At 65.3% G+C, this 12,789-nt stretch carries 4 protein-coding genes and 2 pseudogenes; 4 read left to right on the top strand and 2 right to left on the bottom strand.

Going from position 1 to position 12,789, the window contains the following annotated elements:
• Positions 1 to 3: 3 nt before the first annotated feature.
• Positions 4 to 1,254 (bottom strand): hypothetical protein, encoded by a 1,251-nt coding sequence (locus H590_RS0112040; RefSeq protein WP_028703732.1) that lies wholly within the window; start codon positions 1,252 to 1,254, stop codon positions 4 to 6.
• Positions 1,255 to 1,421: 167 nt separating this feature from the next.
• Between H590_RS0112040 and H590_RS16550 the strand changes: the two genes are divergently transcribed.
• From H590_RS16550 to H590_RS19195, 4 genes and pseudogenes are all read left to right on the top strand, one after another.
• Positions 1,422 to 3,554 carry an AAA family ATPase gene (locus H590_RS16550; RefSeq protein ID WP_051238587.1) on the top strand — a complete coding sequence of 711 codons (2,133 nt, stop codon included), beginning with the start codon at positions 1,422 to 1,424 and terminating at the stop codon, positions 3,552 to 3,554.
• The gene (locus H590_RS0112030; protein ID WP_028703731.1) at positions 3,529 to 4,716 is read left to right on the top strand and encodes an McrC family protein; all 1,188 of its coding nucleotides are present in this window, start codon (positions 3,529 to 3,531) and stop codon (positions 4,714 to 4,716) included. The genes H590_RS16550 and H590_RS0112030 overlap by 26 nt, the downstream gene beginning before the upstream one ends.
• 586 nt (positions 4,717 to 5,302) lie before the next feature.
• On the top strand, positions 5,303 to 8,200 hold the full coding sequence (locus H590_RS0112015) for a helicase-related protein (RefSeq protein ID WP_028703729.1): 2,898 nt from the start codon (positions 5,303 to 5,305) through the stop codon (positions 8,198 to 8,200).
• A pseudogene (locus tag H590_RS19195) lies at positions 8,200 to 12,444 on the top strand (DNA methyltransferase family protein); the annotation flags it as partial. The gene H590_RS0112015 and the pseudogene H590_RS19195, both read left to right, overlap by 1 nt.
• A 171-nt stretch (positions 12,445 to 12,615) precedes the next feature.
• On the opposite strand, the pseudogene H590_RS19455 reads toward H590_RS19195, so the two are convergent.
• A pseudogene (locus H590_RS19455) lies at positions 12,616 to 12,789 on the bottom strand (IS1380 family transposase); the annotation flags it as partial.

The raw sequence follows: 12,789 nt of genomic DNA, 5'->3' as shown, positions 1-12,789 counted from the left end.
CAGTCAGTCCCGCGGATCGCTGTCGTCGCTGTCGCCGCCCCGACGCAGGGTCCGTTCGGCAACCGTGCTGGAGAGCCTGTCCGTCACCGATCTGGCACGACCGAGAGCCGTGCTGCCGAAGCGCTTGGCGGCATCGACACCTTGAACCCCGGTCTCAAGAGCGTCGTCCTTCAGCTCAACGACCGCGTCCATCCACGGACGCGCTTCCAGTTCCAGGAGGTCATGCGTGATCCCGAGTTGCTCCTGGAACTCAGAGATTCCGGTCGCTACATGATTGCTGGAATCCACCACGTCATGAGACAGCCTCGGGTGCAGTATCACCTTCGTGTTGGCCCTCTCGGCAGCTGCAGTCATGCGATCCAGAAGGCGATCGGTGGTCTGCAGAATGAGATCCTGTCGCTTCTTGCGAGCGGTGTTCAGACCCAGACGGTGTCGGTCGAGATCCTCGGGAGAGGAGTCCAGCACCCGGTCGAGCTCCAGAATGGAGATTCCGTCCTGGAGCTGGAAGCAGCGCGCCAGCACGGTGAGCCATTTGCGAGCATCGGACTCCACTGTCCTGGACGTCTTGGCGAGCTCGTCGACCTTGGTCTTGCTCTCCAACTTCTCAGCCAGCGCATCGAGCCGACGTAGCGCGTAGGCCTCGGCCACCGCGATCGTTTCTGACGTTCCCTGCATCTTCGACCATGTGACCCCGGAGACCAGTCCGACATGCTCGTGAATGGTGAGAGCCTCCTCGATCATGAAACCTGCTCCGGTTACCTTCGCGAGCTCGGCGTCATTCAGGGCGTGGAGCACATCGTCGACTTTCTCGTCGATCTTGGCGAGGTAGTCGGTGATCTCGTCCATGGTCTGCTGCATGGCCATCTGCGCCATGATCCCTGCTGCTCCGGCCAGTATCGCCGGGTTCGTCAGCATGGCGCCGGGCGTCCTCGAGATCTCGAGCAGCCCCTTGATCTTCCCGTCCTTTGTCAGGACGGCACGACTCACATTCCGCTCAGATCCCTTCATCAAGGTGTTCTGCTTGAGGGCTTTTGCCGACTTCTCGGTGAGCTTCACCCAACGTCCCGAGTTGGCGGCGATCTCTGAGCCAGCCTGTGCGACTCCGGCCCCGGTGTTGAGAGCAGACTTGAGCCGTTGCAGTCCGAGGTCTCTGGAAGGCAGTCCTGCTGAATCAAGGAATGTCTGGACGGTTGTCGGGTCTCCGATGACCGCCACACCGTCTCCATCATTGATCAGTTGGATTTCGCTGTCCACGGCCACTCCTGACGCTCAGGCACAGGGATTCCCCTGCGAGATGGTGGTATCGTACCGTGATCTTTCGCCCAGGATCGCGGGAGTTCGGCTCGCACGGAGTTCTCTGCGGTCTCGGATGTCGGCCTCGTCCGGTATGAATGGTGTCGTAGTCGGCCGAAGGACACACCATGACAGAGACGTCTCACGAACCCGTTCGCAGCGACCTGCTCATCCGGGCCGCCCTCCAGGTGCTTGCCGATGACGGCGGTCGGCTACCCCGTGCCAAGGTGCTTGCCCATGTGAAGGACCGGGTTGAGCTCACCCCATATGAGGCGGCGTTCGCCAAGGACGGTGACGCGATCTGCAGAGGCTTCACTCGCCTGGCCTGGCTCAGCACCGACATGAAGATTGCGGGATGGATCACGAAGACTAATGCCGGCTGGGAGATCACGGACGCCGGTCGTGCGGCATTGGCGTCTCATCCGAAGGGCGGAGAAGGCCTCGCCGCGGTATCGAGTCAGGCCTATCAGGAGTGGGCGAAGGCGAATCGCCATGGCGGGTCTGAGTTCAAACGGATTCTGGACGCGGCACTGGACTTCATCGACCAGGGCACGTGGACGACTTGCGGCGACCTGGCCGGGGTGACCGGTACCGACGACGGTGCGATCTCGAATGCACTGTGGAGCAGCACGGCCGACGCTGCCCACCGTGTCATCCCGCAGACCGGCAAGCCGTCCCCGAACTTTCACTGGCCGGACGGCCGTCAGCAGACCCAGCGGGAGGCGCTTGAAGCGGAGGGTGTTGTGTTCGACTCCGCTGGCATCGCCAGTGAGTCCCAGCGTCTGCGAACCGCAGATTTCCGGGACTTTCTGGAGGACAGGGGAATCCTCAACCCGGCGCCCAGGCGCGCTTGGCTCGTCAAGGGGTCTGCCGTCGACGGCCACGATCTCACCGAGTCCTGGCGGCACGACGGCTACGTCTCCATCAGGGCCAGCAAGCTCCGGCGGGTCGAGCCCGGCATCTCACGGCAGGACCTCAAGAGCATCGTCGAGGACGACTTCTCCCAGTCGGCCTACTCCGCCAAGGCCGCGAAGGTCGACGACTTCCACAACTTCCTCACCCGCATGAAGGTCGGCGACCTGGTCACCACCACCAGCCAGGGCCGACTCTTCCTGGGGACCATCACGGGAGACGCCGAGTACGTGAGGTCCGTCGACGGTGCGTCGAGGCTTCGTCGCACCGCGGAGTGGCAGGTCGACGGCGTTGACTACGCCAAGCTTCCCAAGGACGTCACCGCGCGGTTCAGACAGCAGTACGACGTCATTGAGATGACTCAGCAGCTCGACGTCCTCGAGCCCCTGCTCGCCGCATCCGCGCCCGACGGTGAGGGTGCGCCACTCGCGGACTCTGTGCCGCCACGCCCACAACTCGTGCTACCTGACGCCACCGACTCTCTCGCTGAATCCCTCAACGTCGACCGAGCATGGCTCGAGGAATGCATCGAGTTGCTGCGCGACCGCCCTCAGCTCATCTTCTACGGCCCGCCTGGCACCGGGAAGACGTACATCGCCCAAGCACTGGCCGAACACCTGGCCGGCGACAATGTCCGCCTGGTCCAGTTCCATCCGGCGTACTCCTACGAGGACTTCTTCGAGGGATACCGGCCCACATCGGCGGGCACCTTCGAACTGCGCCCCGGACCGTTCCGCAAGACCGTTGACGCCGCGCGCGAGAATCCCGGGGTTCCGTACGTTCTCATCATTGACGAGATCAATCGGGGCAACCTCGCCAAGATCTTCGGCGAGCTCTACTTCCTGCTCGAGTACCGCGACCAGAACGTCGACCTGCTCTACGCCACCGACGACGACATCGGCTTCACCCTTCCCGAGAATGTCTTCATCATCGGCACCATGAATACCGCCGACCGATCCATCGCCCTGGTCGACGCGGCAATGCGACGGCGCTTCGCATTCGTCTCCCTGCACCCGAGCGAACCACCGGTGCGAGACGTCCTGCGGCGCTGGTTGGCGGCCACCGGAAGGGACGCCGGTGTCGCGGATCTGCTCGACGAACTCAACAGCCGGATCGACGACCCTGACTTCAGGATCGGTCCCTCCTACTTCATGCGCGACGCCGTCCACGCCGACGGTGGGCTGGAACGCGCCTGGCGCACCGCGATCCTCCCGCTGCTGGAGGAGCATCACTACGGAGACGGCACCGACGTCGCCTCCCGGTACGGGCTTGACGCCATCCGCGCCCAGGTCGCCAGGAAAGCTCAGGGCAGGCGGGACAGCGATGACGACGCCCCTGATCCTGCGTGAGGGGGCCCCGGCCCGCCTCGTCGATCTGTCGAGTGCAGTGGCCGACGCCCTCAACGGCACTCAGATCGCGCGGTGTGTCCGCACGGCCCAGCCCGGCGTCTGGGAGGTGACCGCTGGGACGCACATCGGCGTGGTGGAGGCGGCCGACCAGCAGGTGATCATTCAGCCGAAGATCACCATGAACCGGCTGATCTTCCTCATGGGATACGCCCGCCATCCGCGATTCTGGCGCCAAGAGATCGTCAGCCTCGACCCCGAGGACAACCTTCCGCAGGCTCTGACGACGGCGTTCATCCAGCTGGCCGGCAGGGCCCTGGATCAGGGGCTGCTGAAGGGATACCGCGAGGTGGAGACCAGCCTGCCGGTGCTGCGCGGGCGGATCCGGGAGGCCGACCAGCTGCGCCATCACTGGGGCCGCACCATCCCCCTCGAAGTGCGCTTCGACGAGTTCACGGTCGACATCCCCGAGAATCAGATCCTGCTGGCGGCCGCCGTGCGACTGTTGAGGATACCGACGACCAGGCCCACACAGCGGGCCGCGCTGCAACGTCTGCGCTTCCAGCTCGCCGACGTCACGCCAGCCTCGACCTCCCCGGCCATCCCGAGGTGGACGCCGAGCCGCCTCAATGCGCGGTACCAGCCCGGGTTGGAGATCGCCGAACTGATCCTGGCTGGAAGGTCGTTTGAGCAGCGGGTCGGTCAAGTGAGGGTGACCGGCTACCTGTTCTCGATGGCACGGATCTTCGAGGACTTCGTCACCGTCGCCCTGGCCGAGGCGCTGACACCCTTCGGCGGGCACTCGCGGCGCTACGACACCTACCTGGACGACGAGGAACAGATCGACGTCCTGCCCGATTTCGTCTGGTTGGAGGCCCACCGGCCGGTGGTCGTCGCCGATGCCAAGTACAAGGCCGAGAAGCCCGCCGGATTCCCCAACGCCGACCTCTACCAGCTGTTGGCCTACTGCACGGTGCTGGGTCTGCCGGTCGGCCACCTCATCTACGCCAAGGGCAACGAGGAGTCTCGCCAGTACAGGGTTCGGCGCGCCGGGATCCGGTTGTTCGCGCACACCTTGGACCTGTCGCTACCGCCCCACCAGTTGCTGGCGTCCATCGGCGATCTGGCTCATACTCTCGAGACCAGTCGCCAGCGTCGGGACTGATGTCAGGGCTCCGGTTGCCTTGGGCCGGATCTGGGGCGCGAGAGTCACCGACACCTGGAAGATCGAGGCCGGGCTACAGATTCCTGAGCTCCGGGAATGCGTTCTTGATGATGGTAATGAGTTCTGCGGCGCTCCGCGCGTCCAGTTGCATGCTCTGGCTCGACTTCGGTCGGCTGGACCGGTGGTCTGAACCGAAGGTGCTCAGATGGAGGAGCCGGACGCCGTTGTCCAGGAAGGACTGGTACTGACAGTCGACTTCAGTCGGATGCCGCTTCACGTCTTGGGCCGAGGGCTCGAAGGATCTGATGCGCGCCATGGGTGTGCTCGTTTCTAACGGTTGGGATGGTCGTAGTCACCGAAGGCCTGGGCATCGGCGACGATGTCCGACAGCGCCTTGGTGGCACGGTGTCGCTGTCGCTTCTGGGACTCAAGGATGTCGGCAAGCATCGTCCCGCGCGTTGACGCATCAGTCCACCGGCACGGCCGCCAGCTGAGCGGTTGCGCTTGTCCCAGGACGCCCACTCCGAGCCTCTCTACTATGCTCACACGTGTCTGACAGCGTTGTGCACAGGGGAGTTGCAGCCATATGACCGTCGCCACCGACCTCAATGTCGCGCCGGGCTCAATTGTCCTGGTCCGGGATGAGGAGTGGCTGGTCACCGCCGTCGACCAGACCTCTGACGGCCAGCTCCTCCATGTCATCGGCACCTCCGAACTGGTTCGCGGCACCACCGCGAGCTTCTATCCCTCGATCGACACCGCCGCCACCGCGCTGGATCCCCATGACGCCAAGGTCATTGCCGACGGCTCCTCCCACTACCGCAAGGCTCGCCTCTGGCTCGAGTCGACGATCAGGTCCACGTCCACCCCTCTCAGCGACCCCAGTCTGACGGTCGCCAGGGGAGCTCTCGCTGACTCCCTGCCGTACCAGATCTCGGCCGTTGAGAAGGCTCTCGATCCGTCCCGCCTCCGCACAAGAATCCTCCTGGCAGACGCCGTCGGGCTCGGCAAGACCCTTGAGATCGGCATGATCCTGTCCGAGCTCATCCGGCGTGGACGAGGTGAGCGGATCCTCATCGTGTGCCCTCGTCACGTCCTGGAGCAGACCCAGAACGAGATGTGGTGCCGCTTCGACATCCCCTTCGTGCGCCTGGACTCCCTGGGCGTCCAGCGGGTCCGTCAGAGGATCCCCGCCAACCGCAATCCCTTCACCTTCTACAAGCGGGTCATCATCTCGATCGACACCCTCAAGCAGGACCGCTTCGCCCACGACCTGCGCCACCACCACTGGGACGCGGTCGTGATCGACGAGTCGCACAATGTCACCAACTCGTCGTCCAAGAACAACCACCTGGCCAACGTCCTCGCCCCCAACACCGACGCCCTCATCCTCGCCTCGGCCACCCCGCACAACGGCAACCCCGACTCCTTCGCCGAACTCATCCGGCTCCTGGAGCCCACCGCGGTCTCCCCGACCGGAGAGCTCAACAAGGACGATCTCGCCAGTCTCGTCGTCCGGCGCCACCGCAACTCCGAGGAGGTCGCCAGCGTCGTGGGAGGGGAGTGGGCTGAGCGTCAGCCGATGGACAACAGGCTCATTGCCGCTTCTCCCGCCGAGGACGCCGTCGCCGCCGAGCTCGCCGACACCTGGCTCCACCCCGCCTCCGGCACCTCGCCCTACACGGGACGGACCAGCCTGTTCCCCTGGACTCTCGCCAAGGCCTTTCTCTCCTCCCCGGCGGCTCTGAGCGAGACCATCGCCAGCCGGCTGAACCCCTCCGGCAAGAACAACGAGAATCTCCCCGGCCCCGCAGAGATCAGGGCCCTCGCCACCCTCCAGGATCTCAACGACGCCGCCTTCGACCACTCTGCGAAGTACGACGCCCTGGTGGGCTACCTGCGATCGATCTCCATCGGCCGACGCTCTTCCGAGCGGGCCGTCGTCTTCTCCGAACGAGTCCCCACCCTCCACTGGCTCCGCAGGAAGCTCATCAAGGACCTCAAGCTCGCCGACGACCAGGTGCGGGTCCTCCACGGCGGCATGACCGACATCGAGCAGCAGGAGGTCGTCGAGAGCTTCAAACAGTCCGGCTCTCCGATCCGCGTCCTGGTCACCGGCGATGTCGCCTCCGAGGGAGTCAACCTGCACCTCCAGTGCCATCAGCTCATCCACTACGACATTCCGTGGTCCCTCATTCGCATCGAGCAGCGCAATGGCCGCATCGACCGCTACGGCCAGCGGCACCGCCCACAGATCACCACCCTCCTGCTCGAGCCGAGTACCGAATCCTGGACCGGTGATGTCCACGTGCTGACCCGGCTTCTCGAGAAGGAGGAGCAGGCGCACAAGGCCCTGGGCGACGCCGCCTCCCTGATGGGTGAGTACTCCGTGGCTGCGGAGGAGAACACTATCCGTGACGTGCTGGCCCACAACCGGGATGTTGACGCCGTCGTCCAGGATGTCGATGATCTCGCCGCCGACCCGCACCAGTCGCTGGCCGCATTCCTCGACATGATCGGCTCCCAGCCCGGTCCTCAGGCCGACACCACGCCGGAACCGGAGGCCGATCCGCTCTACCGCACCTCGGTGGACTTCCTCAGCGAGGCCGTCGCCGACGCCTACGACGGCAATCAGAGTCAGGCCCCCGGCGACGGTGGCACCGGAGGGATCTCCTGGCAGAGGTTCTCCGAGGAGCACTTGGTGCGGTTCGTCCCACCGCCCGATCTCAGGACCCGCCTCGAGGTGCTGCCGGACTCCTACCTCACGCAACGCCACGTGCTGTCGTCCATGACTCTGGCCACCACCCGGCAGGAGGCCGACCGCCTCCTCAAGAACTCCCTCAACGACGAGAGCGGTTCATCCTGGCCGGAGGCCCATTACCTCGGGCCTCTCCATCCGGTGCTCGACTGGGCGGCCGACCGCTGCCTGTCGGCCCTGTCACGCAATGAGATCTTCGCCGTGCGGGGAAGCGTCATACACCCGACGGTGCTGCTGGTCGGAACCATCACCAACAAGCGCGGCCAGGTGATCTCGGCGGTCTGGATGTCGGTGATCTTCGACCCCGACGAGTTCCAGCCGGTGGTCGACCCGGCGCCCTCCAGCGCTGCGATGCTGCGGGATGTCGGATTCGGGCAACAGCTCAACAACCCCGGACCGGTCGCCAATCTCGGCGCCCTCCAGGAACTCATTCCGCAGGCGGTGAGGCGGGCGGGCGATTACCTTGGGCAGGTCTCCCGGGCCACCCAGCAGGACGCCGAACAGCGCGTCCAGGGCTGGAACCAGCAGGTGGACAACTGGTCGGCGCAGGCCGAACAGCTTCCGCTTCGCGGCTCCATGAAACGGCGCAGGGTCGACGTCGAGCGCGAGCGAGCGCTCATCGCCCAGATGGCACCCGACCGTCGCCTGGTCCGCCCCCTCCTGGTCGTGGTGCCGGCAGACACCCCGGTGGGCACCGCCACAACGCAGAGCGGAGATGGTGAGTGATGGCCAGCAGTGATGCCCTCCGTGTGGTGGAGGACTGGATCAGCGAGCACTACTTCACCTCCGACGCCGCCAACGAGACGTTCCACAGGCGGGTGGTGGATCGCCGCAAGGAGTGGGACGCCGCCGAGGAGCCCACCTCGCGGTCCCGGCTCACCGCCGCGCGCGGCGAGCTGCTGGCCGCGATGAGTGCCCTCTACCCGGACGCCACCAGCGGGGAGACGCTCACCAACGGCGACGCCACCGGGCCACAGCAGCAGCCGACCCTGGTCGATGACGACGTGCGGGACGCCGCCGCGGATCTCTACAAAGCACTGCGGAAAAAGCTCGGCTACCAGACCGGCGAGTTCCACCAGGAGGGGGACACGCCAGTCCGACGCTATGGCGCCCGCGGACTCGCCGAGACCCCGCTGGCCATCGTCGAGGCGGCACCGGTCCAGACCTTGGAGGACCTGTTCATCAAGAAGGCCCCGACCCTGTTGACGGCCTGGACTCCCCTCGAGGAGGGGGAGCCGCTGGTCTCCGTCTCGCAGGCCCTCTCCGAGATCTTTGCCCCCCGTGGTGACGGGCCGGCCGCCTCCTTCGCTCTGGTGATGGCTGGCCGGTGGCTGGTGGTCACCGAGGGGTCCCGGTTCCAGCAGGGCCGCTACCTCGGCGTCGACCTGCAGACCGTTCTGGAGCGCAACGAGACGAAACGCGCCGGCGAACTCGACACCGCCCTGACCTGTATCGACGCCCAGTCCCTCGCCCCCGATCCCGACGGCGCCATCTGGTGGTCCGGAACCCTGGAGGACTCCTCACGGCACACCGCCGGCGTCTCCGAGGATCTGCGTGAGGGAGTCCGCACCAGCATCGAGATCATCGCCAACGAGGTGGTCGCCCGCCGCCGCGCCCAGGGTCTTACGCCGTTGCCCGATGACCAGGCCCAGTCTCTCGCCCAGCAGGCCCTGCGGTTCCTGTACCGAATCCTCTTCCTGCTCTATGCCGAGGCCTCCCCGCAGCTCGGCATCCTGCCGGTCGGCGCCCCGGAGTACGACGCCGGCTACTCGGTGGATCGGCTGCGCGACCTGCTCCAGGTGAGGCTCACCAGCCAGCGGGCCCGCCAGGGCACCCATATTCACGACTCCCTCGGGGTGCTGTTCCGGCTCATCGACAAGGGACACGATGGCCTACAACTCCCGGACGGCCAGCTGGACGCCGACCAGCCCATCGATCAGGGCCTGCAGTTCCACAGCCTTCGCGCCGACCTGTTCCGCCCAGAGGCCACCGCCCTCATCGACCAGGTGGGCCTGGGCAATGAGGCCCTCCAGAAAGTACTCTCGCGGCTGCTGCTCACCAAGGAGTCCAAGGGGCGCGAACGGGGCTTCATCAGTTATGTCGAGCTCGGCATCAACCAGCTGGGCTCGGTCTACGAGGGGCTGATGAGCTACACCGGCTTCTTCGCCTCTGAGGAGCTGTACGAGGTGGCCCACGATGGGAACCCGGCCAAGGGTTCCTGGGTGGTGCCGATCGATCGCGCCGACGACATCGACCCGAAGGACTTCGTCCGCATCGAGGATCCCGACACCGGGGAACGGGTGCCGCGCCGCTACTCCAAAGGCGAGTTTGTCTTCCGGCTCTCGGGCCGGGAGCGCCAGCAGTCGGCCTCCTTCTACACCCCAGAGTCGCTCACGAAGTTCACGGTCGGCCAGGCCCTGGCAGAGCTGCTCGACCAGGACGGGGAGACGACGCCGGCCGACGACATCCTGAATCTCACGATCTGCGAGCCCGCAATGGGGTCGGGGGCCTTCGCCATTGAGGCCGTCAACCAGCTCGCCCAGCAGTACCTGGACCGCAAGAAGAAGGAGCTCGGGCCGGAGGTGGTGCTCGACCCGGACGACTACCCGGCCGAACTGCAGAAGGTCAAGGCCTCCATCGCCCTGCACCAGGTGTACGGGGTCGATCTCAACGCCACCGCCGTGGAGTTCGCAGAGATCACCCTGTGGCTCTCCTCGATGGCCAAAGGGCTGCAGGCGCCATGGTTCGGGCTCCATCTGCGCCGCGGCAACTCACTGATCGGGGCCCGGCGGGCGGTGTATCGGCGCAGTCAGATCATGGACAAGTCATGGCTGACCGCCCCACCCACCGATGTGCCACTCACCGACATCGCCGCCCGCGTGCAGCACGACTCGGACGAGCTCACGGACGCTGCCGGCAGGATTCCGCACTGGCTGATGCCCGCCGCCGGATGGGGCTCGACCGCAGAGTCCAAAGAGGCGAAGAACCTGGCCCCCGACCGGGTCAGGGAGATCAAGGCCTGGCGGCGCCGTGCCACCGGCAAGCTCAGCAAGAAGGAGGTCGACCGGCTGGTTGATCTCGGCTACCAGGTCGAGGAGCTGTGGATCATGGCCTACCGGCGGTTGTTGGTCGCCGAGCAGCAGACCAGGCGCACCATCCCGCTCTGGGGCCAGGAGCCCGATGACTCACCCGACAGCTATGTGACCCGTGAGCAGATCGAGGAGAGTCTCGCCGATCCCGACGGCGCCTACCAGCGGCTCCGACTGATCATGGACGCCTGGTGTGCGCTGTGGTTCTGGCCTCTCACTACGGATGTGAAGCCGCCAGAGTGTGACGAGTGGCTCGTCGTCTGTGAACTAATTCTTGGGACGCGTCGCAAGAAGGATCGCACTACTTCGGCGAGTGGGGCGGAGGCTCTGGCCCCGGCCAATGCTTGGGAAGCTCTGGCATCCCAGGAGAGCTTCGAGCTCGCGGGCGCCGGAGCGGTAGCGCATGTCTCAGGACTTGTGAGCGAGCATCCATGGCTGGCGGTGTGTGAACGTGTGGCCCGCCAGCAGGGGTTCTTCCACTGGCAACTCGACTTCGCCACCGTGTTCGGGTGCGGTGGTTTCGACCTGCAGCTCGGAAATCCGCCGTGGGTGAGGCCGATTCTGGACGTGGACGCCCTCCTGGCCGAGGGCGACCCCTGGTGGATGCTGGCCCACAAGCCCTCGGAATCAGCCCGGAAGCAGAGGCGCGAGAAAACGCTTCGGGTTCCCGGCATGGCCGACGAGGTCCTCGACGGCGCGGGCGACACGGTGGGGCTCGCGGGATATGTCGGCGATCCCACGAACTATCCGGTGCTCGAGGGCCTCCAACCCGATCTGTACCGGTGTTTCATGTCACAGGTATGGAGTCACCAGTCCCATTATGGCATCAGCTCACTGCTGCACCCTGAAACGCACTTCACGGATGAGAAAGCAGGACTACTTCGTGAGAACACGTATGTTCGCTTGAGACGCCACTGGCAGTTCGTGAATGAGATGAGATTGTTCTCAGAGGTTCACCACTTGGTGACCTATGGAGTTCACGTCTACGGGGGCTCGCGAAATGTGTCTTTCGATCAAGCCATCGACTTGTACCACCCCGATACTGTAATAAACTCGTACCGGCACAATGGGGATGGCGACGAGCCGGGATTCAAGTATCAGGGGCACTGGGACACTCGCCCGCACCGGTCGCGTATCCAGCGGGTCACCGATGAGACGCTCACTGTCTGGCGTGATCTGCTGGAATCGCCGGTCACCCCCATCAGGCGGACCCGGATGGTGTACACGGTGAATCGGGAGGTGGCCGATGTGCTGACAAGACTGGCCCACGCCGACCGCATGAGGTCACTCAGGCTGCGCTTTTCGGCAGGTTGGCATGAGAAGAACGACCGCACCAAGGGCTACTTCGTGCAGAGGTGGGGGGTGCCCGACAGCTGGGATGAGGTGATCCTCCAGGGCCCGCACATGTTCGTCGGAGATCCGATGTATCAGGCACCAAACAAGACACTCAAGAGCAACAAGGACTGGTCGCCCATTGATCTGGAGCACCTCGCCGCCGACGCCATCCCCGCCACGGCCTACAAGCCCGCCGGTGACCGTGCCAAGTATGATCGCGACTACACCCACTGGGACGGCGACCCCGCCCGGAATCACTACCGGATTGCATGGCGGACTATGGCAGCAAACACCGGTGAGCGGACCCTCATCCCAGCGGTCTTGCCTTTGGGATCCACTCATGTGGACGGCCTCTTCTCAGCAAGTGCCCTAGGGGGAAAACATCTCGCCATTGTGCAAGGGACGATGTCTAGTCTGGTTGAGGATTTCCTGATTAGGACCTCACCGAAGGCTCATATTCGTGTTCCGGCTGTGGAGCGTCTCCCCCTCCCATCCCTCGGCCATCCCCTCATCCCCGCCCTCATTCTCCGGGCCCTGCGCCTTAACCTCGATTTTTCATGGGTGGCTGCTGGGTGGGGGTTCGGCGGCTGTGTCGTCGAACTGAGCATTGATTCTGGCAGGCGGGTGCGACGGTTCGCCGCATGTCGCTGCGGGGGTCGGGCTGTCCGGGCCGTGGGGTTCTTTCAGATGGTGGGCGGTCAAGGTGCATACCGGGGGCTATCCCGCGGGGGCGGGCAGGCCCCGCAGCACGCCGACTGCGGCGACCACGGTGTCGACCCATGGTTGGCGATCCGAGACGTGCAGGATGACGCGCCGGCCGCTCCGGGCGAGGGTGGCGGGGATGGCGAACAGGCGATGGCGCAGCTTCTTGGGCTCCCACCGCCGGGCCTG

Source organism: Acidipropionibacterium jensenii DSM 20535, from assembly GCF_000425285.1.
Classification (GTDB): domain Bacteria; phylum Actinomycetota; class Actinomycetes; order Propionibacteriales; family Propionibacteriaceae; genus Acidipropionibacterium; species Acidipropionibacterium jensenii.
This window is presented reverse-complemented; position numbering and strand designations above follow the sequence as displayed.